This window comes from Vibrio sp. JZG120, assembly GCF_053890955.1.
The window spans coordinates 243,852-265,543 of sequence record NZ_JBSRRK010000005.1; the positions used below are offsets into that span (position 1 = coordinate 243,852).

36 protein-coding genes are annotated in these 21,692 nt (G+C 45.3%); 31 read left to right on the forward strand and 5 right to left on the reverse strand.

Annotated elements, in window-relative coordinates:
- Positions 1-254: 254 nt before the first annotated feature.
- The 29 genes from rpmE to rplQ all read left to right on the forward strand — a co-directional run bounded on the left by rpmE (position 255) and on the right by rplQ (position 14,591).
- Positions 255-476 carry a 50S ribosomal protein L31 gene (rpmE, locus tag ACWPOD_RS12615; RefSeq protein ID WP_005379546.1) on the forward strand — a complete coding sequence of 74 codons (222 nt, stop codon included), beginning with the start codon at positions 255-257 and terminating at the stop codon, positions 474-476.
- 455 nt (positions 477-931) lie between these two features.
- Complete coding sequence (gene rpsJ / locus ACWPOD_RS12620; RefSeq protein ID WP_004410492.1) at positions 932-1,243, forward strand: 30S ribosomal protein S10; 312 nt, start codon at positions 932-934, stop codon at positions 1,241-1,243.
- A gap of 14 nt (positions 1,244-1,257) precedes the next feature.
- On the forward strand, positions 1,258-1,887 hold the full coding sequence (rplC, locus tag ACWPOD_RS12625; protein WP_005379555.1) for a 50S ribosomal protein L3: 630 nt from the start codon (positions 1,258-1,260) through the stop codon (positions 1,885-1,887).
- A 17-nt stretch (positions 1,888-1,904) separates the two neighbouring features.
- Complete coding sequence (gene rplD, locus ACWPOD_RS12630) at positions 1,905-2,507, forward strand: 50S ribosomal protein L4 (protein ID WP_005379556.1); 603 nt, start codon at positions 1,905-1,907, stop codon at positions 2,505-2,507.
- The gene (gene rplW, locus ACWPOD_RS12635; protein WP_004398471.1) at positions 2,504-2,806 is read left to right on the forward strand and encodes a 50S ribosomal protein L23; all 303 of its coding nucleotides are present in this window, start codon (positions 2,504-2,506) and stop codon (positions 2,804-2,806) included. The genes rplD and rplW overlap by 4 nt, the downstream gene beginning before the upstream one ends.
- Positions 2,807-2,821: 15 nt before the next feature.
- Positions 2,822-3,646, forward strand: a complete 825-nt coding sequence (gene rplB, locus ACWPOD_RS12640) for a 50S ribosomal protein L2 (protein ID WP_005383168.1) — start codon at positions 2,822-2,824, stop codon at positions 3,644-3,646.
- A 21-nt stretch (positions 3,647-3,667) separates the two neighbouring features.
- Positions 3,668-3,946 (forward strand): 30S ribosomal protein S19, encoded by a 279-nt coding sequence (rpsS, locus tag ACWPOD_RS12645; protein ID WP_004394525.1) that lies wholly within the window; start codon positions 3,668-3,670, stop codon positions 3,944-3,946.
- Positions 3,947-3,956: 10 nt separating this feature from the next.
- Positions 3,957-4,289 (forward strand): 50S ribosomal protein L22, encoded by a 333-nt coding sequence (rplV, locus tag ACWPOD_RS12650; protein ID WP_005383164.1) that lies wholly within the window; start codon positions 3,957-3,959, stop codon positions 4,287-4,289.
- 18 nt (positions 4,290-4,307) lie between these two features.
- A complete protein-coding gene (gene rpsC / locus ACWPOD_RS12655) occupies positions 4,308-5,006 on the forward strand; it encodes a 30S ribosomal protein S3 (protein ID WP_005383161.1) in 699 nt (232 codons plus the stop codon).
- A gap of 11 nt (positions 5,007-5,017) precedes the next feature.
- The gene (rplP, locus tag ACWPOD_RS12660) at positions 5,018-5,428 is read left to right on the forward strand and encodes a 50S ribosomal protein L16 (RefSeq protein ID WP_005379577.1); all 411 of its coding nucleotides are present in this window, start codon (positions 5,018-5,020) and stop codon (positions 5,426-5,428) included.
- Positions 5,428-5,619, forward strand: a complete 192-nt coding sequence (gene rpmC, locus ACWPOD_RS12665; RefSeq protein ID WP_005379576.1) for a 50S ribosomal protein L29 — start codon at positions 5,428-5,430, stop codon at positions 5,617-5,619. Before rplP ends, rpmC begins: the two co-directional genes overlap by 1 nt.
- Positions 5,619-5,873, forward strand: coding sequence for a 30S ribosomal protein S17 (gene rpsQ, locus ACWPOD_RS12670; RefSeq protein WP_005379575.1), 255 nt, complete (start codon positions 5,619-5,621; stop codon positions 5,871-5,873). Before rpmC ends, rpsQ begins: the two co-directional genes overlap by 1 nt.
- 162 nt (positions 5,874-6,035) lie before the next feature.
- Complete coding sequence (rplN, locus tag ACWPOD_RS12675; protein ID WP_004410450.1) at positions 6,036-6,407, forward strand: 50S ribosomal protein L14; 372 nt, start codon at positions 6,036-6,038, stop codon at positions 6,405-6,407.
- A gap of 13 nt (positions 6,408-6,420) precedes the next feature.
- Positions 6,421-6,738 (forward strand): 50S ribosomal protein L24, encoded by a 318-nt coding sequence (rplX, locus tag ACWPOD_RS12680; RefSeq protein ID WP_005379574.1) that lies wholly within the window; start codon positions 6,421-6,423, stop codon positions 6,736-6,738.
- Positions 6,739-6,761: 23 nt separating this feature from the next.
- Positions 6,762-7,301, forward strand: a complete 540-nt coding sequence (gene rplE / locus ACWPOD_RS12685) for a 50S ribosomal protein L5 (protein ID WP_005379573.1) — start codon at positions 6,762-6,764, stop codon at positions 7,299-7,301.
- A gap of 17 nt (positions 7,302-7,318) precedes the next feature.
- Positions 7,319-7,624 (forward strand): 30S ribosomal protein S14, encoded by a 306-nt coding sequence (gene rpsN / locus ACWPOD_RS12690; RefSeq protein ID WP_012841173.1) that lies wholly within the window; start codon positions 7,319-7,321, stop codon positions 7,622-7,624.
- 29 nt (positions 7,625-7,653) lie between these two features.
- Complete coding sequence (rpsH, locus tag ACWPOD_RS12695; RefSeq protein WP_005379572.1) at positions 7,654-8,046, forward strand: 30S ribosomal protein S8; 393 nt, start codon at positions 7,654-7,656, stop codon at positions 8,044-8,046.
- A gap of 13 nt (positions 8,047-8,059) precedes the next feature.
- Complete coding sequence (rplF, locus tag ACWPOD_RS12700; protein WP_005392377.1) at positions 8,060-8,593, forward strand: 50S ribosomal protein L6; 534 nt, start codon at positions 8,060-8,062, stop codon at positions 8,591-8,593.
- A 9-nt stretch (positions 8,594-8,602) separates the two neighbouring features.
- Positions 8,603-8,956, forward strand: coding sequence for a 50S ribosomal protein L18 (rplR, locus tag ACWPOD_RS12705; protein ID WP_005379568.1), 354 nt, complete (start codon positions 8,603-8,605; stop codon positions 8,954-8,956).
- Positions 8,957-8,970: 14 nt separating this feature from the next.
- On the forward strand, positions 8,971-9,474 hold the full coding sequence (gene rpsE, locus ACWPOD_RS12710; RefSeq protein WP_004745894.1) for a 30S ribosomal protein S5: 504 nt from the start codon (positions 8,971-8,973) through the stop codon (positions 9,472-9,474).
- A gap of 7 nt (positions 9,475-9,481) precedes the next feature.
- Positions 9,482-9,658 carry a 50S ribosomal protein L30 gene (gene rpmD, locus ACWPOD_RS12715; RefSeq protein ID WP_005379565.1) on the forward strand — a complete coding sequence of 59 codons (177 nt, stop codon included), beginning with the start codon at positions 9,482-9,484 and terminating at the stop codon, positions 9,656-9,658.
- A gap of 5 nt (positions 9,659-9,663) precedes the next feature.
- On the forward strand, positions 9,664-10,098 hold the full coding sequence (gene rplO / locus ACWPOD_RS12720; RefSeq protein WP_005383155.1) for a 50S ribosomal protein L15: 435 nt from the start codon (positions 9,664-9,666) through the stop codon (positions 10,096-10,098).
- 20 nt (positions 10,099-10,118) lie between these two features.
- Positions 10,119-11,453 carry a preprotein translocase subunit SecY gene (gene secY, locus ACWPOD_RS12725; protein ID WP_005379562.1) on the forward strand — a complete coding sequence of 445 codons (1,335 nt, stop codon included), beginning with the start codon at positions 10,119-10,121 and terminating at the stop codon, positions 11,451-11,453.
- A gap of 38 nt (positions 11,454-11,491) precedes the next feature.
- The gene (gene rpmJ / locus ACWPOD_RS12730; RefSeq protein WP_000868186.1) at positions 11,492-11,605 is read left to right on the forward strand and encodes a 50S ribosomal protein L36; all 114 of its coding nucleotides are present in this window, start codon (positions 11,492-11,494) and stop codon (positions 11,603-11,605) included.
- A gap of 149 nt (positions 11,606-11,754) precedes the next feature.
- On the forward strand, positions 11,755-12,111 hold the full coding sequence (rpsM, locus tag ACWPOD_RS12735; RefSeq protein ID WP_005383154.1) for a 30S ribosomal protein S13: 357 nt from the start codon (positions 11,755-11,757) through the stop codon (positions 12,109-12,111).
- Between the two features lie 18 nt (positions 12,112-12,129).
- Entirely contained in the window at positions 12,130-12,519 is a 390-nt protein-coding gene (gene rpsK / locus ACWPOD_RS12740; protein WP_001118870.1) for a 30S ribosomal protein S11, read from the forward strand.
- A 27-nt stretch (positions 12,520-12,546) separates the two neighbouring features.
- On the forward strand, positions 12,547-13,167 hold the full coding sequence (gene rpsD, locus ACWPOD_RS12745) for a 30S ribosomal protein S4 (protein WP_005383146.1): 621 nt from the start codon (positions 12,547-12,549) through the stop codon (positions 13,165-13,167).
- A 24-nt stretch (positions 13,168-13,191) separates the two neighbouring features.
- Positions 13,192-14,184 (forward strand): DNA-directed RNA polymerase subunit alpha, encoded by a 993-nt coding sequence (locus ACWPOD_RS12750; RefSeq protein ID WP_005383143.1) that lies wholly within the window; start codon positions 13,192-13,194, stop codon positions 14,182-14,184.
- Between the two features lie 26 nt (positions 14,185-14,210).
- Positions 14,211-14,591 (forward strand): 50S ribosomal protein L17, encoded by a 381-nt coding sequence (rplQ, locus tag ACWPOD_RS12755; RefSeq protein ID WP_005383141.1) that lies wholly within the window; start codon positions 14,211-14,213, stop codon positions 14,589-14,591.
- A 135-nt stretch (positions 14,592-14,726) separates the two neighbouring features.
- Here rplQ and ACWPOD_RS12760 read toward each other — a convergent pair whose 3' ends face one another.
- On the reverse strand, positions 14,727-15,206 hold the full coding sequence (locus ACWPOD_RS12760) for a DUF2780 domain-containing protein (RefSeq protein ID WP_012841172.1): 480 nt from the start codon (positions 15,204-15,206) through the stop codon (positions 14,727-14,729).
- 153 nt (positions 15,207-15,359) lie between these two features.
- The gene (locus ACWPOD_RS12765) at positions 15,360-15,980 is read right to left on the reverse strand and encodes an FKBP-type peptidyl-prolyl cis-trans isomerase (protein WP_005392370.1); all 621 of its coding nucleotides are present in this window, start codon (positions 15,978-15,980) and stop codon (positions 15,360-15,362) included.
- Positions 15,981-16,212: 232 nt separating this feature from the next.
- On the opposite strand from ACWPOD_RS12765, the gene ACWPOD_RS12770 reads away from it, so the two are divergent.
- Positions 16,213-16,809, forward strand: coding sequence for a LysM-like peptidoglycan-binding domain-containing protein (locus ACWPOD_RS12770; protein ID WP_047009022.1), 597 nt, complete (start codon positions 16,213-16,215; stop codon positions 16,807-16,809).
- 85 nt (positions 16,810-16,894) lie between these two features.
- On the opposite strand, the gene ACWPOD_RS12775 is transcribed toward ACWPOD_RS12770, so the two are convergent.
- The gene (locus ACWPOD_RS12775) at positions 16,895-17,356 is read right to left on the reverse strand and encodes a GNAT family N-acetyltransferase (RefSeq protein ID WP_031780248.1); all 462 of its coding nucleotides are present in this window, start codon (positions 17,354-17,356) and stop codon (positions 16,895-16,897) included.
- Positions 17,357-17,498: 142 nt separating this feature from the next.
- Here ACWPOD_RS12775 and dbpA point away from each other — a divergent pair, with 142 nt between their 5' ends.
- Entirely contained in the window at positions 17,499-18,878 is a 1,380-nt protein-coding gene (dbpA, locus tag ACWPOD_RS12780; protein ID WP_167426976.1) for an ATP-dependent RNA helicase DbpA, read from the forward strand.
- Between the two features lie 52 nt (positions 18,879-18,930).
- Here dbpA and ACWPOD_RS12785 read toward each other — a convergent pair whose 3' ends face one another.
- On the reverse strand, positions 18,931-19,509 hold the full coding sequence (locus ACWPOD_RS12785) for a Crp/Fnr family transcriptional regulator (protein WP_047009024.1): 579 nt from the start codon (positions 19,507-19,509) through the stop codon (positions 18,931-18,933).
- Positions 19,510-19,606: 97 nt separating this feature from the next.
- Positions 19,607-21,568, reverse strand: a complete 1,962-nt coding sequence (gene cpdB, locus ACWPOD_RS12790; RefSeq protein WP_456231932.1) for a 2',3'-cyclic-nucleotide 2'-phosphodiesterase — start codon at positions 21,566-21,568, stop codon at positions 19,607-19,609.
- Positions 21,569-21,692 lie beyond the last annotated feature (124 nt).

The window sequence follows — 21,692 nt, forward strand, 5'->3', positions numbered from 1 at the left end:
TATTAAAATCGGTATGGAAATTCGAGTAAAGCTATGTGATTCAGCGTGAATCGTGCCTCTATGATTAGTCTGGCTAAAAAAGTGGCGAAAAAGTTGCCAAATATGTTGATCCGAGCAATGTGATTCTTTACTATATCGCGCCTTGAGATATGGCTTCGGCAATTAGTTGATGCGGTATCCCATTTTATTATTAATTGCGTGTGGTGTGCGGCTTAGATTCGTATAGCGACACGGCCTACTATTGAGGTTATCCCATGAAAGCTGGTATCCACCCAGAATACAAAGCAGTAAAAGCGACTTGTTCTTGCGGCAACTCTTTTGAGTTCAACTCTACTCTAGGTAAAGAGTCTATCCACCTAGACGTATGTGACAAGTGTCACCCATTCTACACTGGTAAGCAACGTATCGTTGATACAGGCGGCCGTGTTGATCGCTTCAACAAGCGTTTCGGTGCACTATCAAGCGGTAAGAAATAATAGCAGCCGCTATTACGATTACAGTTTAGAAAAGGACGCTTCGGCGTCCTTTTTGTTTAATGGCTACCAAGCGAAGAGGAATGTATGGGGTTTGGAATATTCCCGATTATTTTTCACTCAGCGCTTGCAACCTAAAGTGTGATCTGTATAATGCAGCGCACTGGTTAAGCCAGTTGTGAACCAATGAGCAGTGAGGAGCGAGCAAATCTAAGGATTTGTGAGGTAATGTATACTCAGCTTATGTTCGCGGTTAATACAATTAGCTATCTTTTCTTCGGAAAAACTATCCTCAAAGGTGACTTTGGCATATAGGGATAGTTAATCGAAAATTAACTGACAATGCGTCCTAATCTTGGATGCTACGGTTTCACATAAATCAATCGGCATTCTCTCGTCTTGACGAGTTTGAGTGGCGATATTGTTTGTGTAATTTATTAAATTTGGAGCTCTGTCTCATGCAGAACCAACGTATCCGTATCCGCCTAAAAGCTTTCGATTACAAACTAATCGATGCTTCTACAGCGGAAATCGTTGAAACAGCTAAGCGCACTGGCGCACAGGTTCGTGGTCCAATCCCACTGCCAACTCGTAAAGAGCGTTTCACAGTTCTTATCTCTCCACACGTTAACAAGAAAGCACGTGACCAGTACGAAATCCGTACTCACAAGCGTCTAATCGACATCGTTGAGCCAACAGACAAGACTGTTGATGCTCTAATGCGTCTAGACCTTGCTGCGGGCGTTGACGTTCAAATTAGCCTAGGTTAAGGGAGATTAGAAGTATGATTGGTCTAATCGGTCGTAAAGTGGGCATGACCCGCGTATTTACTGAAGAAGGCGTTTCTATCCCAGTAACTGTTGTTGAGGTTGAAGCTAACCGTGTTTCTCAAGTGAAAACTCTTGAAACTGACGGCTACGCAGCAATCCAGGTTACAGCTGGTTCTAAGAAAGCTAACCGCGTAAACAAAGCTGAAGCAGGTCACTTTGCTAAAGCTGGCGTTGAAGCTGGTCGCGGTCTTTGGGAATTCCGTTTAGAAAACGGCGAAGAGTTCGAAGTTGGTTCAGAACTAACTGTTGAACTATTCAACGAAACTAAGAAAGTAGACGTTACTGGTACATCTAAGGGTAAAGGTTTCCAAGGCGCTGTTAAGCGTTGGAACTTCCGTACTCAAGATATGACTCACGGTAACTCATTGTCTCACCGTGCTCCTGGTTCTATCGGTCAATGTCAGACTCCAGGTCGCGTATTTAAAGGCAAGAAAATGGCAGGTCACATGGGTGCTGAGCGTGTAACGACTCAAAACCTAGAGATCGTACGTGTTGACGCTGAGCGCAACCTGCTTCTTATTAAAGGTGCAGTCCCAGGCGCAACTGGCGGCAACGTGATCGTTAAACCAGCTGTTAAAGCATAACGTCTCAGGAGTAAGTAATGGAACTAATGGTTAAAGGTGCCGATGCACTAACTGTTTCCGAAACTACTTTCGGACGTGAGTTTAACGAAGCTCTTGTACACCAAGTAGTTGTTGCGTACGCAGCAGGTGCTCGTCAAGGTACTCGTGCTCAAAAAACACGTTCAGAAGTTTCTGGCGGTGGCGCTAAGCCATGGCGTCAAAAAGGTACTGGCCGTGCGCGTGCTGGTACAATCCGTAGCCCAATCTGGCGTACAGGTGGTGTTACTTTTGCTGCGAAACCACAAGATCACAGCCAAAAAGTAAACAAAAAAATGTACCGTGGTGCTATGAAGAGCATTCTTTCTGAGCTTGTTCGTCAAGAGCGTCTAATCGTTGTTGATAACTTCTCAGTTGAAGCACCAAAGACTAAAGAGCTAGTTGCTAAGCTTAAAGAGCTTGAGCTAACTGACGCTCTAATCGTGACTAGCGAAGTAGATGAGAATCTATTCCTAGCTGCTCGTAACCTATACAAAGTTGACGCACGTGATGTTGCTGGTATCGATCCAGTATCTCTAATCGCGTTTGACAAAGTTGTAATGACTGCAGAAGCAGTTAAGCAAGTAGAGGAAATGCTAGCATGATCACTGAAGAGCGTATCCTAAAAGTTCTACGTGCACCGCACATCTCTGAAAAAGCAACTATGGCAGCTGAGAAAGCGAACACTATCGTTTTCAAAGTAGCTAAAGATGCGACTAAAAAAGAGATCAAAGCAGCTGTAGAAAAGCTATTTGAAGTTGAAGTTAAGTCTGTAAATACTCTTATCACTAAGGGTAAGACCAAACGTCAAGGTCTACGCCAAGGTCGCCGCAGCGACGTTAAGAAAGCGTACGTTACTTTGAAAGAAGGTCAAGATCTTGACTTCGTTGGCGGCGCGGAATAACAGGAGTAGTTAAAAATGGCTATTGTTAAATGTAAGCCGACTTCCCCTGGTCGTCGTCACGTTGTTAAAGTTGTTAACGCTGACCTACACAAGGGCAAGCCATACGCACCTCTTCTAGAGAAAAACTCTAAGAACGGTGGTCGTAACAACAAGGGTCGTATCACAGTACGTCACATCGGCGGTGGTCACAAGCACCACTACCGTGTAGTTGACTTCAAACGTACTAAAGATGGTATTCCAGCGACAGTTGAGCGTCTTGAATACGATCCAAACCGTAGCGCAAACATTGCTCTAGTTCTTTACAAAGACGGTGAGCGTCGCTACATCCTAGCACCTAAAGGTGTTGTAGCTGGTGATGTTATTCAGTCTGGTGTTGATGCACCAATCAAAGCTGGTAACACTCTACCAATGCGTAATATCCCAGTAGGTTCAACAGTACATAACGTTGAACTTAAGCCTGGTAAAGGTGGTCAGCTAGCTCGTTCGGCTGGTGCTTACGCTCAAATCGTTGCTCGCGACGGTGCGTACGTAACTATCCGTCTACGTTCTGGCGAGATGCGCAAAGTTCTTTCTGAAGGCCGTGCAACAATCGGTGAAGTTGGTAACTCTGAGCACATGCTACGTGAACTTGGTAAAGCAGGTGCATCACGTCATCGCGGTATCCGTCCAACGGTTCGTGGTGTTGTAATGAACCCGATTGACCACCCACACGGTGGTGGTGAAGGCCGTACTTCTGGTGGTCGTCACCCAGTATCTCCTTGGGGTATGCCTACTAAAGGCTTCAAGACTCGTAAGAACAAACGCACTGACAAGTACATCGTACGTCGTCGTAACAAGTAATCTATATAAAGAGGAATCGCCATGCCACGTTCTCTCAAGAAAGGTCCTTTTATTGACCTACACTTGCTGAAGAAGGTAGAGAAAGCGGTGGAAAGCGGAGACAAAAAGCCTATTAAGACTTGGTCCCGTCGTTCAATGATCATCCCTACGATGATCGGTTTGACCATCGCTGTCCATAATGGTCGTCAGCACGTACCAGTATTTGTAACTGATGAAATGATCGGTCACAAACTGGGTGAATTCGCACCAACACGTACTTACCGCGGTCACGCTGCGGATAAGAAAGCTAAGAAGCGCTAAGGAGTAAATAATGGAAGCAATTGCTAAACATAACTTTGCTCGCATTTCGCCTCAGAAAGCTCGCTTAGTTGCGGATCTAATCCGTGGTAAATCTGTTGACCAAGCTCTAGAAATCCTAACGTTCAGCAACAAAAAAGCTGCTGCACTAGTTAAGAAAGTTCTAGAGTCTGCTATCGCTAACGCGGAGCACAACGAAGGTGCAGATATTGACGATCTGAATGTCGCAAAAATCTTTGTAGATGAAGGCCCAACCATGAAGCGTATTATGCCTCGTGCTAAAGGTCGTGCGGATCGTATCTTGAAGCGTTCAAGCCACATCACTGTTGTTGTAGCAGATCGCTAGAGACTAGGAGAGTAAGCAATGGGTCAAAAAGTACATCCAAATGGTATTCGTCTAGGCATCGTTAAGCCTTGGAATGCTACATGGTTTGCTAACACCAAAGATTTCGCTGACAACCTAGACGGCGACTTCAAGGTACGTCAGTTCCTTACAAGTGAACTGAAAAAAGCGTCTCTATCACGTATCGTTATCGAGCGTCCTGCTAAGAGCATCCGTGTGACTATTCACACTGCTCGTCCAGGCGTTGTTATCGGTAAGAAAGGTGAAGACGTTGAGAAGCTACGCGCAGCTGTAGCTAAAATTGCAGGTGTACCAGCGCAAATTAACATCGCTGAAGTACGTAAGCCTGAACTAGATGCGCAACTTGTTGGTGACAGCATCGCGTCTCAGCTAGAGCGTCGTGTTATGTTCCGTCGTGCTATGAAGCGCGCAGTACAAAACGCTATGCGCCTAGGCGCTAAAGGTATCAAAGTGGAAGTAAGCGGTCGTCTAGGCGGCGCTGAAATCGCACGTTCAGAGTGGTACCGTGAAGGCCGTGTGCCTCTACACACTCTACGTGCTGACATTGATTACGCAACTTCTTCGGCTCACACTCAATACGGTGTGATCGGCATTAAAACTTGGATCTTCAAAGGTGAAATCCTAGGTGGTATGCCAGCAGCTAACGCTGTAGAGCCTAAAGGCGACAAGCCTAAGAAGCAGCGTAAAGGCCGTAAGTAAGGAGTCGACAGATGCTACAACCTAAACGTACTAAGTTCCGTAAGGTTCAGACTGGTCGTAACCGTGGTCTAGCTAAAGGTACTGATGTAAGCTTCGGCGAATTCGGTCTTAAAGCTGTTGGCCGTGGTCGTCTAACTGCTCGTCAAATCGAAGCGGCACGTCGTGCAATGACACGTCACGTTAAGCGTCAAGGTAAAATCTGGATCCGTGTGTTCCCAGACAAACCAATCACAGAAAAACCACTTGAAGTTCGTCAAGGTAAGGGTAAAGGTAACGTTGAGTACTGGGTAGCCCAAATCCAACCTGGTAAGGTTATGTACGAAATGGGTGGTGTACCTGAAGAATTGGCACGTGAAGCGTTCCGTCTTGCGGCACGTAAACTGCCTTTCAAAACTACATTTGTAACTAAGCAGGTGATGTGATGAAAGCACAAGATCTACGCGAGAAAAGCGTTGAAGAGCTTAACGCTGAGCTAATGAATTTGCTACGTGAACAGTTCAACTTGCGCATGCAAGCTGCGACTGGTCAACTACAGCAAACTCATACTCTGAAAGCTGTACGCCGTGATATCGCACGTGTGAAAACTGTTTTGACTGAGAAGGCAGGCGCATAATGAGCGAAGTAAAACGTACTCAACAAGGTCGTGTTGTTAGCGATAAGATGGACAAGTCTATCACTGTTGCTATCGAGCGTTTCGTAAAACACCCAATCTACGGTAAATACGTAAAACGTACGACTAAAGTACACGCACATGACGAGAACAACGAGTGTGGCCTAGGCGACACAGTTGAAATCGCAGAGTGTCGTCCACTGTCTAAGACTAAGTCTTGGACTTTGGTAAAAGTTCTAGAAAAGGCGAAGATTTAATCTCGTTAATTCTATGAAACTAAAGCGGCTCCAAAATATTTTTGGAGCCGTTTATTTTTTGACTACCCAATCACAAAAAAGGGTGGTACAATTCGCGTCCCTTTTAAAGAGGCAGCCCGACCCGTGATGGGTCTAGTTATTAATATTTAGCGGAGCACTAACATGATCCAAATGCAAAGTATGCTGGACGCAGCTGATAACTCAGGCGCACGCAGCGTAATGTGTATTAAGGTTCTGGGTGGCTCTCACCGCCGTTATGCACATATCGGTGACGTCATCAAAGTTACTGTGAAGGAAGCAATCCCTCGCGGTAAAGTTAAAAAAGGTGATGTTCTGAAGGCGGTGGTAGTGCGCACCCGTAAAGGCGTACGTCGTCCTGACGGTTCTGTCATTCGCTTCGACCGAAATGCTTGCGTATTGCTAAACGACAATACTGAGCAACCAATCGGTACACGTATCTTTGGTCCTGTGACACGCGAACTTCGTGGCGATAAGTTCATGAAGATCGTTTCACTGGCTCCAGAAGTTCTGTAAGGAGCACGTAGAAATGGCAGCTAAAATCCGTCGTAATGACGAAGTAATCGTTCTTGCTGGTAAAGACAAAGGCAAGAAAGGTAAAGTAACTAAGGTTCTAGCAACTGGTAAAGTTATCGTTGAAGGTATCAACCTAGTTAAGAAGCATCAGAAACCTGTTCCAGCTATGGGTATCCAAGGCGGTATCGTAGAGCAAGAAGCAGCAATCGACGTTTCTAACGTGGCGATTTTCAACGCAGCTACTGGTAAAGCTGACCGTATCGGTTTCCGTTTTGAAGACGGCAAAAAAGTTCGTTTCTTCAAGTCTAACGGCGAAACCGTTTCTAACTAATAGAAGTAATTTGGAGTTCTACTATGGCGAAACTGCATGATTACTACAAGTCGTCTGTAGTCGCTGAACTGACCAAACAGTTCGGTTACACAAGCGTCATGCAAGTCCCTAGAATCGAGAAAATCACCCTAAACATGGGTGTTGGTGAAGCAATCAACGATAAGAAACTGCTAGAAAATGCAGCGTCTGATATGGCAACGATCTCTGGTCAAAAGCCACTTATCACAAAAGCGCGCAAATCTGTTGCAGGTTTCAAAATCCGTGAAGGCTACCCTATCGGTTGTAAAGTAACCTTGCGTGGCGAACGTATGTGGGATTTTCTTGAGCGTTTAATTAACATCGCTCTTCCACGTGTACGTGACTTCCGTGGTGTTAGCGCTAAGTCTTTTGACGGTCGCGGTAACTACAGCATGGGCGTTCGCGAGCAAATCATCTTCCCGGAAATCGACTTTGATAAAGTTGATCGTGTACGCGGTTTAGACATCACTATTACGACGTCTGCTGGTACTGATGAGGAAGGCCGTGCTCTGCTGGCTGCCTTTAACTTCCCATTCCGTAAGTAAGGTGAAGGGTTACTGTTATGGCTAAACAATCAATGAAAGCACGTGAAGCTAAACGTGCACAGCTAGTAGCTAAGTTCGCTGAAAAGCGTGCAGCGCTAAAAGCTATCATCAGCGATGTAAACGCATCTGAAGAAGATCGTTGGAACGCGGTTCTTACACTGCAATCTCTTCCACGTGATTCAAGTGCATCACGTCAGCGCAACCGTTGCAACCAAACTGGTCGTCCACACGGTTACCTACGTAAGTTCGGTCTAAGCCGTATTAAGGTTCGTGAAGCTTGCATGAAAGGCGAGATTCCGGGTCTTCGTAAGGCTAGCTGGTAATTGCCACTTAATCATTTGGAGTAAATCATATGAGCATGCAAGATCCGATTTCGGATATGCTGACCCGCGTTCGTAACGGTCAGGCAGCAAACAAAGTTGCTGTAAAAATGCCTTCTTCAAAGCTTAAAGTTGCAATTGCTGCACTACTAAAAGCTGAAGGTTACATCGTTGACTTCGCTGTTGAAGGCGAAGCAAAACCTGAGCTAGAAGTTACACTTAAGTACTTCCAAGCTAAACCAGTAATCGAGCAACTTAAACGTGTTTCTCGTCCAGGTCTACGTGTTTACAAGAAGAAAGATGAACTTCCTTCTGTAATGGGTGGTCTTGGTATTGCTATCGTTTCAACTTCCAAGGGTCTTATGTCAGACCGCGCTGCACGTAAAGCAGGTCTTGGTGGTGAAATCATCGCTTACGTAGCTTAATAAGGAGTAGACTATGTCTCGTGTTGCAAAAGCACCTGTCGCTATTCCAGCTGGCGTAGAGGTGAAACTAAACGGCCAAGAAATCACTGTAAAAGGTGCGAAAGGCGAACTAACTCGCGTTCTTAACGATGCAGTTGTAATCGCTCAGGAAGAAAATAACCTGACTTTCGGTCCTAAAGAAGGTGTTGCTAACGCATGGGCTCAAGCAGGTACTGCTCGCGCTCTAGTTAACAACATGGTTGTTGGTGTTACTGAAGGCTTTACTAAGAAGCTAACTCTTAAAGGTGTAGGTTACCGTGCTGCTATCAAAGGCAACGCTGTAGGTCTAACACTAGGCTTCTCACACCCAGTTGAGCACGAGTTGCCAGCGGGTATTAAAGCTGAATGTCCAAGCCAAACTGAAATCGTGATCACTGGTGCTGACAAGCAACTAGTTGGTCAAGTTGCGGCTGACATTCGTTCTTACCGTGAGCCTGAGCCATACAAAGGCAAAGGTGTTCGTTACGCAGATGAAAATGTGCGTACTAAAGAAGCTAAGAAGAAGTAAGGTAACACTATGGATAAGAAAGCATCTCGCATCCGTCGTGCTACACGTGCACGTCGTAAGATTGCAGAACTGGGTGCGACTCGCCTAGTTGTACACCGTACTCCTCGTCACGTGTACGCACAGGTTATCGCGGCTAACGGCTCTGAGGTTATCGCAGCAGCTTCTACTGTAGAAAAAGCGATCCGTGAGCAAGTGAAATACACTGGTAACGTTGATGCAGCTAAAGCAGTGGGTAAAGCTATTGCTGAGCGCGCTCTTGAGAAGGGCGTAACTGCAGTTGCATTTGATCGTTCTGGTTTCCAATACCACGGTCGAGTAGCGGCGCTAGCAGAATCTGCTCGCGAAGCTGGTCTGAAATTCTAAGGTAGGGTTGGAAGATGGCTAAAGAACAACAAGTTCAAGCGAATGATTTGCAAGAAAAGCTAATCGCAGTTAACCGCGTATCTAAGACGGTTAAAGGCGGTCGAATCATGAGCTTCACTGCACTAACAGTAGTTGGTGACGGTAATGGTCGTGTAGGTTTCGGTTACGGCAAAGCTCGTGAAGTACCTGCAGCGATTCAAAAAGCAATGGAAAAAGCGCGTCGTAACATGACTACGATCGCTCTAAACGAAGGCACTCTTCACCACCCAGTGAAAGGTCGCCATTCGGGCTCTAAAGTTTACATGCAGCCTGCTGCAGAAGGTACTGGTGTTATCGCAGGTGGTGCGATGCGTGCAGTACTAGAAGTTGCTGGTGTACACAACGTACTATCTAAAGCGTACGGTTCTACGAACCCTATCAACATCGTTCGTGCAACGATCGATGCACTAGGTAGCATGAAGTCACCAGAAATGGTTGCTGCTAAACGTGGTCTAACTGTTGAATCTATTTCGGAGTAAGAACACCATGGCAACTATTAAAGTAACTCAAACTAAAAGCTCAATTGGTCGTCTGCCAAAGCACAAAGCTACTTTGCGCGGTCTAGGTCTTCGTAAAATCAACCACACAGTAGAACTTGAAGATACTCCGTGTATTCGCGGTATGATCAACAAGGTTTACTACATGGTTAAAGTTGAGGAGTAATCAGAATGCGTTTGAATACTCTAGCACCGGCTGCTGGCGCGAAAACTTCTGCGAAGCGAGTAGGTCGTGGTATCGGTTCAGGCCTAGGTAAAACTGGTGGCCGTGGTCACAAAGGTCAAAAATCACGTTCTGGCGGCAGTGTTCGTCCAGGTTTCGAAGGCGGTCAGATGCCTCTGAAACAACGTCTACCAAAATTCGGTTTCACTTCTCGTAAGAGCCTAGTGTCTGCTGAAGTTCGTCTAGCTGAGCTAGCGAAAGTTTCTGGTGACGTAGTTGATCTAAACAGTCTTAAAGCTGCTAACATCATCACTAAGAACATCGAATTTGTAAAAGTTGTTCTTTCTGGTGAAATCAACAAAGCAGTGACTGTGAAAGGTCTACGTGTGACTAAAGGCGCTAAAGCTGCAATCGAAGCTGCAGGCGGTAAAATCGAGGAATAATCTCGAGGAACGAGGTACAGATGGCTAAGAAACCAGGACAAGATTTTCGTAGTGCTCAGAGCGGCTTAAGTGAACTGAAGTCGCGCTTGTTATTCGTAATTGGTGCACTTTTAGTATTCCGAGCCGGCTCCTTTGTGCCGATTCCTGGTATTGACGCTGCTGTACTTGCCGATTTGTTCGAACAGCAAAAAGGTACCATCGTTGAAATGTTTAACATGTTCTCCGGTGGTGCTCTTGAGCGTGCATCTATATTAGCATTGGGCATCATGCCGTATATTTCGGCATCTATTGTTGTCCAATTGCTAACTGTAGTTCATCCAGCGTTAGCTGAACTCAAAAAAGAGGGTGAAGCAGGCCGTCGTAAGATCAGCCAATACACACGCTACGGCACGCTTGTACTTGCAACCTTCCAAGCTATAGGTATTGCAACTGGCCTACCAAACATGGTCGACAATCTGGTTGTTATCAACCAAACCATGTTTACGCTAATTGCGACCGTAAGTTTAGTAACCGGTACCATGTTCTTAATGTGGTTAGGTGAACAAATTACAGAGCGAGGAATTGGTAACGGTATTTCGATACTGATTTTTGCAGGTATTGTTGCTGGATTGCCTTCTGCAATCGGTCAAACAATCGAGCAAGCGCGTCAAGGTGAATTGCATGTACTTCTTCTGTTGCTAATCGCGGTATTAGCTTTTGCAGTCATTTACTTCGTTGTTTTCATGGAACGTGGTCAACGCCGAATCGTCGTTAACTACGCGAAGCGTCAACAAGGTCGTAAAGTATTTGCTGCGCAAAGCTCGCATCTGCCTCTTAAAATTAACATGGCAGGTGTAATTCCAGCGATTTTTGCATCAAGCATTATCTTGTTCCCAGGAACATTGGCTCAGTGGTTTGGTCAAAACGGCGAGAGCAGCGCGTTCGGTTGGTTAACTGACGTGTCTTTGGCTCTTAGCCCAGGTCAACCGTTGTATGTAATGCTTTATGCAGCAGCAATTATCTTCTTCTGTTTCTTCTACACGGCGTTGGTTTTCAACCCGCGTGAAACAGCAGATAACTTGAAGAAGTCTGGTGCATTCGTACCCGGTATCCGCCCAGGTGAGCAGACAGCGAAGTACATTGATAAAGTAATGACACGTTTAACCCTTGCTGGTGCACTGTACATTACCTTTATCTGTCTGATTCCCGAGTTCATGATGGTCGCGTGGAACGTACGTTTCTACTTCGGCGGTACATCGCTACTAATCGTAGTTGTTGTAATTATGGACTTTATGGCACAGGTACAGACTCATCTGATGTCTCAACAGTATGATTCTGTGTTGAAGAAAGCGAATCTGAAAGGCTACGGCCGTTAATCCGGCGGTAGACTCAGTTTCATTTACGGAGTTTAGCAATGAAAGTTCGTGCTTCCGTTAAAAAAATCTGCCGTAACTGTAAAGTAATCAAGCGTAACGGTGTCGTTCGCGTGATTTGCAGTGAGCCAAAGCACAAACAGCGCCAAGGCTAATTAGCAGAAATTTTTACTTGAAAATGAAGGTTGGGTCGAGTATATTCCTCGGCCTACCTTTTGCGTGCAAAAGAAGTAGTATTCCGCAGCGTATCCATAACGGGCTTTGCTGCGGCTAATTCTTTTATAGAAACACTTAGGAGTGAATAATGGCCCGTATAGCAGGCATTAACATTCCTGATCAGAAACATGCAGTAATCGCTCTAACAGCGATCTACGGCATCGGTAAAACTCGCTCTCAAGCTATCCTAGCTGAAGTGGGTATTGCTGAAAATGTTAAGATCAGTGAACTAACTGAAGAGCAGATCGATCAACTGCGTGATGGTGTAGCTAAGTACACTGTAGAAGGTGATCTACGTCGTGAAGTATCTATGAACATCAAGCGTCTTATGGACCTTGGCTGTTACCGTGGTCTTCGTCATCGTCGCAGTCTACCACTACGTGGACAGCGTACTAAAACCAACGCTCGCACCCGTAAGGGTCCGCGTAAGCCGATCAAGAAATAATCGGGAAGGTAGAGTACAATGGCTAAACAACCAACTCGCGCTCGTAAGCGCGTACGCAAGCAAGTTGCAGATGGCGTTGCGCACATCCATGCTTCTTTCAATAACACAATCGTAACCATTACTGACCGTCAAGGTAACGCTCTTGCATGGGCTACTGCAGGTGGTTCTGGTTTCCGTGGTTCTCGTAAGTCTACTCCGTTCGCTGCACAGGTTGCTGCTGAGCGTTGTGCTGAAATGGCTAAAGAATACGGCCTAAAGAACTTGGAAGTTATGGTTAAGGGTCCTGGTCCAGGTCGCGAATCTACTGTTCGTGCACTAAACGCCGCTGGTTTCCGCATCACAAACATCGTTGATGCTACACCAATCCCTCATAACGGTTGTCGTCCACCTAAGAAACGTCGCGTATAACGTTTCTAGGACAATTGGAGAAGAATCATGGCAAGATATTTGGGTCCTAAGCTGAAGCTTAGCCGTCGTGAAGGCACTGACTTATTCCTTAAGTCTGGTGTTCGCGCGATCGATACCAAGTGTAAAATTGATAACGCACCAGGTGTACACGGCGCTCGTCGCGGTCGTCTATCTGAGTATGGCGTTCAGCTTCGTGAGAAGCAAAAAGTACGTCGTATGTACGGCGTTCTAGAAAAACAATTCCGTAACTACTACAAAGAAGCTGCTCGCCTAAAAGGCAACACTGGTGAAAACCTACTTCAGCTTCTTGAAGGTCGTCTTGATAACGTAGTTTACCGCATGGGCTTTGGTGCAACTCGCGCAGAAGCACGTCAGCTAGTTAGCCACAAAGCTATCCTAGTAAACGGTAAAGTTGTAAACGTTCCTTCTTTCAAAGTAGCGGCTAATGACGTTGTTTCTATCCGCGAGAAAGCTAAACAGCAAGCTCGTATTAAAGCGGCTCTAGAAGTTGCTGAACAACGTGAAAAACCAACTTGGATTGAAGTAGATGGTGGCAAGATGGAAGGTACATTCAAGCGTATGCCTGAGCGTTCTGATCTATCAGCTGACATCAACGAACAATTGATCGTCGAGCTTTACTCTAAGTAAGGTTTAAACTAAAGAGAGGACACAATGCAGGGTTCTGTAACAGAATTTCTTAAGCCACGTCTAGTTGACATCGAACAAATCAGCTCGACTCACGCAAAAGTAACTCTTGAGCCATTAGAGCGTGGCTTTGGTCATACTCTGGGTAATGCACTTCGCCGCATTCTTCTATCTTCTATGCCTGGTTGTGCAGTGACAGAAGTAGAAATTGAAGGCGTACTTCACGAGTACAGCACTAAAGAAGGTGTACAAGAAGATATTCTTGAAATCCTTCTAAACCTTAAAGGTTTGGCAGTGCGTGTTGCTGAAGGCAAAGATGAAGTGTTCATTACTTTGAACAAATCAGGCTCGGGCCCTGTGGTTGCAGGTGACATCACCCATGATGGTGATGTAGAGATCGCTAACCCTGAACACGTTATTTGTCACCTAACGGATGACAACGCTGAAATCGCAATGCGTATTAAAGTAGAACGTGGTCGTGGTTATGTTCCAGCTTCTGCGCGTATCCATAACGAAGAAGACGAGCGTCCAATCGGTCGCCTACTAGTAGATGCTACTTACAGCCCAGTAGACAAAATTGCCTACGCTGTAGAAGCAGCTCGTGTAGAACAGCGCACTGATCTAGACAAGCTTGTTATCGATATGGAAACAAACGGTACTCTAGAACCTGAGGAAGCAATCCGTCGTGCAGCTACAATCCTAGCTGAACAATTGGATGCATTCGTAGATCTTCGTGATGTACGAGTTCCTGAGGAGAAAGAAGAGAAGCCAGAATTCGATCCGATCCTACTGCGTCCTGTAGACGATCTTGAACTAACAGTTCGCTCTGCTAACTGTCTGAAAGCAGAAGCGATTCACTACATCGGTGATCTAGTACAACGTACTGAGGTTGAGCTACTTAAAACGCCTAACCTTGGTAAAAAATCTCTTACTGAGATTAAAGACGTACTTGCGTCACGTGGTCTGTCTCTGGGCATGCGCCTAGAAAACTGGCCACCTGCATCAATCGCTGAAGATTAATCGATACTAGTTAGAAGGATTAGGTCATGCGCCATCGTAAGAGTGGTCGTCAACTCAACCGCAACAGCTCACATCGCAAAGCGATGTTCAGCAACATGGCTAGCTCTCTAGTACGTCATGAAGTTATCAAGACTACTTTGCCAAAAGCAAAAGAGCTACGTCGCGTAGTTGAGCCTTTGATTACACTAGCTAAGACTGACAGTGTTGCTAACCGTCGTCTAGCATTTGCACGTACTCGTGACAACGAAGTAGTTGCAAAACTATTTAACGAACTAGGTCCGCGTTTTGCTGCTCGTCAGGGCGGTTACACTCGTATCCTAAAAGCTGGCTTCCGTGCTGGTGATAAAGCTCCAATGGCTTACATTGAGCTTGTAGATCGCCCAGCTGCTGAAGAAGCTGCTGAGTAATCAGTTCGTAAGAACGAGAAAGCCGAGCGTTAGCTCGGCTTTTTTGTATCTGCGATTCAGTAAATCTTTATTTTTTCAGTCTGCATATCGTTTTAATATATACAGACTTCTGCTAAAAGTGATTCTCACTTGCGCTTATTTACTAGTATTCCACAACCCGCCCAACGAACTTAGAAGTCCCTCGCTAGCGCCTTGCTTATTTAGGTAATCCAGAATTACTGGAGCAAACTGACTGATCATAGAGGGATCTAAACCCAACGTATCGAATGCACTTTTTACTGCACTAATATTCTCAATATTCCCTAGTAAGCTTTGTGCTCCTTGCAAGTTTGAAAGCCCAGGAATCAAAGACTGTAATTCACTGCTATTTTCTTGTGAAAGCTGGCTTTGAGCCAAAGCGAGTAGTGCGCCACTACCTCCAGCCGCTTGTTCTGTAGATACAGGTAATTGGCTAGTTAGCATGTCTGTCAATGGAGATGATTCAGTGTTCAGGCTACTACCTACCATATCCATTAGGCCACTTTCTTTACTTTTTTGCGTGACGGAATCTAAGAATGCGTGTGCACTACCAATGTTCATTGATAAGAGTGCCAGAGTCAGGAGTGTTTTACGCATAGTACCTCCGAAGGTTGAGCGTTTTTAACGTGATTTTATTGTTTTAAAGGCTATCAGAATGAAAGGTTTAGAGGTGAGAAAGTCTTTTCAGTTTAGACAAAAAAACGGCGCTAATGCGCCGTTTTATTAAATCATAATTGAAAATGGTTTCAATTAAAGAATATCTAGTAGTTCTACTTCGAAAACTAGTGCTGCGAATGGAGGGATAGCTGCACCAGCGCCACGCTCACCGTACGCAAGGTCTTGTGGTACGTATAGTTTCCACTTAGAACCAACAGGCATTAGTTGTAGTGCTTCTACCCAGCCTTTGATTACGCCTGTAACAGGGAATTCAGCTGGTTGACCGCGAGATACAGAGCTATCGAATACAGTACCGTCAGTTAGCTCACCGTGGTAGTGAACGCGAACTGAGCTTTCTGCTGTTGGAACTGCACCAGTACCTTCAGAAATGATTTCGTACTGAAGGCCAGAGTCTAGAACGTTAACTTCAGGGCGTAGTGCGTTGTCTTTTAGGAACGCTTCGCCTTCTGCTGCTGCAATTTTCGCTGCTTCTTGGCGAGCGGTTTCTGCACGAGTGTGAAGTTCTTGTAGTGCTTTGTTGATTTCATCAATTTCGATTGATGGCATGTCACCAGTTAGTGCTGTTGCAATACCCGCTGCGATAGCATCAACGCTAAGACCTTCAAGACCAGAACCTGCAAGTTGCTGACCCATTTGCAGACCAATGCCGTAGCTTGCTTTTTGTTCTGCAGTTTCAAATTTAATTTCAGACATGAATGTCGCTCTTGTTAGGAGTGATAAAGGCAACAGGATATCAGTTTCGAGCTTAGGTTTAAATGATTGCGACTGAATGCTTAATTGAGGCGGCCAGGGTGTGACTTATCTCTTACTCCAAGTGAAATTTCTGCTAATTTAATCCAAATTCCATTTTAGTTTAGTGAAAAACATATACTCTCCGCGTCGGTATTTTTATACTGGCAGTAGAAGTATTAAGGGACTCATTAAAATGAATCGTCGCAGAAAGAAAAAGCAGCAAGTCGACTATGTCGAATTGGTTAAACAAAAATTCGCTGCTATCGACTGGAAGCAGCCGTTCAACAAAGAGCAATGGTTGGAGCGTATACAGCCTGTTAAGCAGTTTTGGCTGCGCCTACCGAAATTCCATCAGCGAGCTTTGATGGTTTTAGTGCCATTGATTCTGGTACTCCTTGTTATTCCTTTGCCGAATAAAACAGAACAATCAGTTGAGCAAGCTGAGGTCGATCATCAGCGCGTAGCGATTCAGCTGAATGCACAGAGTCTAAGCCAGCAAAGAACCTCTCAGAATTCTGGGCCGAAATCCGAAGACTGGAAAGAGTACACGGTTAAAAATGGTGACACGTTAGCGCAGGTTTTCAGAAGTAATAAGCTCTCGATGGCGGATCTTAGCGCTCTAGTAAAAATCGAAGGCAGTGATAAGCCGCTGAGCCAAATTAAACAAGGACAATTGATTCGCTTTAAGCTTAGCGATGAAGGCGAGTTGGATATGCTGCAACTAGAAAAAAGCGGCCGGTCCGTCATGTTTTTCCGCTTATCGGATGGGACCTTTGGGCGCAATAAGTAGATGCTTCAAATGAGCTAAAGACGCGAAGGTATCGCGTCTTTTTAGTTTATCTATCTTTGAATTAGTTAACCTAGCAATGAACGCGTTATATCGCTACGGCTTCTTTTCGCATATCCACATGAGGAATACCATCCTCTAGGTAGCGATCAGAAATAACTTTGAATCCATGACTCGCATAAAACTGGATGAGATGCTCTTGAGCTCCTATATCAATCGTCTGTCCTGGCCACAATATTTCACACTGCGTTAATGCCTCTTCCAGCAACTTATGTCCCAGACCATCACCACGCGCAGTTTGTTTGGTGACGACTCGACCAATGCTCACATTGTCATACGTCGTGCCAGCGGGTAGCAATCGTGCGCAAGCAACAAGTTCATCACCGTGGTAACCTATTAGATGATAAACACCTTCCAGTGTGTCTTTGCCATCCAGTTCAGGATAAGGGCAGGTTTGTTCAACGACGAATACATCCACACGTAATTTCATCATTGTATACAATTGTGTGGTTGTCAGTTGAGCAAAGGGCAAAGTAATCCAAGTGAGCATGTTGTCATCCGTCATGAGAGTAGAGTGACTGACTTTACTTTGTTTTGTACTCATACTCATTAACAAAGGTTAATTATCACTGGTTTTCCCACCAAATCTGGTGATAATGTGCCCTCTTTTCATCTCACCTGAGGATATTCCCGTGAGCAAACAAACTTTTGATCAAGTCGGGCTAAACCCAGCGTTACTCGCCACACTTGATTCCCTGAACTACACCCACATGACGCCAATTCAAGCTTTGAGTTTGCCTGCAATCCTAAAACATCGTGATGTCATCGGGCAGGGTAAAACGGGCTCAGGTAAAACCGCTGCATTTGGCTTGGGTGTTTTATCGAACCTTAACGTCAAACGCTTTCGTGTCCAGTCATTAGTATTGTGTCCAACTCGTGAGCTTGCGGATCAAGTCGCGAAGGAAATTCGTACTTTAGGTCGTGGCATTCATAATATTAAAGTGCTTACTCTCTGCGGTGGGATGCCAATGGGGCCACAAATTGGTTCTCTGGAGCATGGTGCGCATATCCTAGTCGGCACACCTGGCCGTATTTTGGATCACCTTGAGAAAGGCCGAATTAACCTTAGCGAGCTGAATACCTTGGTGCTAGATGAAGCTGATCGCATGTTGGACATGGGTTTCCAAGACGCATTAGATGCGATTATTGATGCAGCGCCAAAGCAGCGTCAAACTCTACTTTTCAGTGCTACTTTCCCAGAGAAAATTGAGCAAATTGCGCAGCGTATCATGCAGACGCCTGAAGTCATTAAGGTGGAATCGACGCACGATACCTCAAGCATTGCTCAGCATTTCTACAAAGTTGAAGGTTCGGAAGCGCGTGATGAAGCGTTGGCGAACTTGCTACTGACTCACCAACCAGAGTCCGCTGTGGTTTTTTGCAATACCAAAAAAGAAGTGCAAAGTGTCGCAGATGAGTTGCATCGCAAAGGGTTCAGCGTTATCGATATCCATGGGGACTTAGAACAGCGTGAACGCGATCAAGCATTGGTGCAGTTTGCTAACAAGAGTGTTTCTATCCTTGTCGCAACAGACGTTGCGGCGCGTGGTTTGGACGTTGATAATCTTGATGCTGTCTTTAACTTTGAGCTATCGCGCGATCCTGAGGTTCATGTGCACCGTATTGGTCGTACAGGTCGTGCGGGTAGTAAAGGTTTAGCGTTCAGCTTTTTTGGTGAGAAAGACGGTTTACGTGTAGCTCGTATTGAAGAATACCTAGAGATGGACGTGGTACCAGCAACATTGCCTGCCAAATCAAATCAGCAGCCATACCAAGCGAAAATGGTGACGATTAACATTGATGGCGGTAAGAAACAGAAAGTACGACCGGGTGATATTTTAGGTTGTCTGACAGGAAAAAATGGTATTCCAGGCTTTCAAGTCGGAAAGATCCATCTGTTCCCTGTGCGCGCTTATGTTGCCGTCGAAAAGTCTGTGGCTAAAAAGGCTCTACAAACCATTAGTAACGGCAAGATGAAAGGGCGCCAGTTCCGGGCGCGAATTCTTAAATAGCTCAAATAGCATAGAAAGGCTCTTCGTTTGAAGAGCCTTTTCTTTTTCGAGTTTATTTGAGAGTGTGATCTTTAGTTAAGCGCGCTTTAATTCGGCTCAAACTGATAGGCGTGATCCCAAGATAAGCAGCTATTTGGCTATCGGTAATACGTAGCTTTAAGTCTGGGTAATGGGCGCAAAATAGTTGATATCGTTCCTCTGGGGAGTAGAGCAGCATAAAGCGTTCTTTGTTCTCTTTATTAACCAGTTGGTTTTCGAGTAGCTTTAAGTAAATGGCGTGTTTTTCTGCTCGCCATTGATGCAGCGTTTCAATTGGTAAGCAAAATAGCTGACAAGCGCTCAGCGTTTCCAATAAGTAAGGCGAAGGTTGGTTCTTAATTATGCTCTCAAAGCCGATAACCCAGTCTTTCTCCCAATAAAATTCTTTACTGAACTCTTTGCCCTGCTCAGTGAGATAGCTTGCATGGCATAACCCTTCAATAATGAAGTAAAGGTGCGAGCTAAACTCTCCTTGGTGGTTAAGAATGTGGCGCGTAGGCAGTTCGAGTAACTCACCATTTTCGATAAGTTGGTTTGCTTCTGTGTCTAAGAAGCCATGATTGACTAAGTCTGAAAAAAGATCGCTGTGCATGTGATAACTCAGAAACGGTTTTCTTTATTCTAACGGGTTTTATTGATAACAAAAAAGCGGCTCATGAGAGCCGCTTAGCGTTGTTGTCAAATCAGCCTTACTTATTCAGATCGATTTGGTAAATCGCGAAACCAATGTCGTCAGTCGCGACACGTTTCATTGGGTATTGACCTTTATCTTTAATGAATTGCGCCGCTTTATCGCTAGGAGATGTTTCGAAGCGAATATCTAGCTTTTTATCGGATTTAATCGGTGCGAAAGACCAGCTGTTGTCAGCGCTTGGTGTCACTTCACCTTTTTCTTCACTCACGCGAGAAATATAAGCGGCGACGACAGAGCGGTTTTCATCTGGTGCGTCAAACGCAATAAAGTCTGGGCCCGTACCAGGGAAGGTATTGCTATAAGCACGGTAGTTATTAGTTGCGATGATGAAGTCTTGTTTTGGATCAACTGGCTTACCATTGAATGTCAGATTCACAATACGCTGAGAATCTGGATTAATCACTTTGCAGCTCGCATCGTATTTGGGCGGTTGGGTGATATCGATCTGGTAGTTCACCCCATCAATGACATCGAAGTTGTACGTACGGAAATTATCCCAATCAATCAAAGATTGTGGTTCAGGATTGTTGATGTCGATGTGGTTGAATTGACCCGCGCTGCACTCTAGCCATTCGCGAACCTCTTTACCTTTCACTTTCATCGCGACCAAGGTGTTGGGATATAAATAAAGATCGGCAGCATTACGGAAGGTGAGCTGACCGGATTCGACTTCTGTAAAGTTATTCGGATCGTTCTTACGCCCCCCGACTTTAAATGGTGCTGCGGCACTCAATACTGGAATGTCAGCGAGATCTGGGTCGCCTTGAATAAAGCGTTCCACGTAATCTTTCTGGGCAAGGTTAACGATCTGAATGGTTGGGTCGTCCTGCACCAATGCCAAGAAGCTATACATGACATCATTTGCTTTGCCGATTGGTTGGTTTACAAATTCACGAGTGCCTTTGTGATCCTCTTCTAACGCTTTCACAATACCTTCATCGGCTTTAGCTAATGACTTCTTATTTACTTTATCGAAGATAGGGCGTGCTTCTGCTTGGCCTTCAACTACTTGCCATCTGCCGTCTTCCTCTTTCAGCATCAAGTCCATCACACCTACATGACTTCCCCAGCGACCAGGCATCACTGACGTCACACCATTGATGGTCCCTTTCTCGGTATCAACACCAGGTAGGTTTGCGAAGTCTTTCCCTGGGAAGACCGCGTGAGAGTGGCCAAAAGCAATGGCATCAATACCTTCAACTTCTGTGAGGTAGTAAACTGAGTTTTCAGCGCCTAGTTTGTATGGATCAGTAGAAATGCCCGAGTGTGGAATCGCCACAATCACGTCTGTGCCTTCTTTCTTCATTTGAGGAATCAGTTTCTTTGCAGTTTCCTTAATGTCTTTAGCAAAGACTTTGCCTTCTAAGTTCTTCTTATCCCACACCATAATTTGTGGTGGTACAAAGCCGATGTAACCCACTTTTATTTGATGCGCTTCGCCGTTTGTGTCTTTAAAGGTGTGGGTTTTGATCAGGTAAGGCTTGAAGTAATGCTCACCGGTTTGTTTATCAAATACGTTTGCGTTGATGTAAGGGAAGTTTGCACCCTTCAACGTCTTTTGTAGGAAATCTAAGCCATAGTTGAACTCATGATTGCCAATGTTGCCCACATCGTAGTCTAGTTGGTTCATCGCCTTGTAGACTGGGTGGACATCGCCAGCGTTAATCCCTTTCGCCGCCATGTAATCGCCCATTGGGCTGCCCTGAATTAAATCGCCGTTATCTACTAATACCGTGTTTTCTGCCTCGGACTTAGCCTGTTTCACTATGGTCGCAGCGCGACTTAAACCAATTTGCTGTGATGGTTGGTCTTTGTAGTAATCGTAATCCATCACGTTGGTGTGAATGTCGGTGGTTTCGATGATACGAAGCTTGATGGTATCGGCCATCGCAGGGCCCGCAAGCGTTAGCATGCCACTTAACACTGCGAGGGAAATAGGGTGAACTGCCACTTTCATTTGGTGCTCCAATTCAATGGGAAGGGGAATCGTACCGCGTAATGTATCAAACGCTGGTGCAACTTAATGATAAAGATACAGAAAACTGTGAACAGAAATCAGTTTACTGAACCTTATTCATATT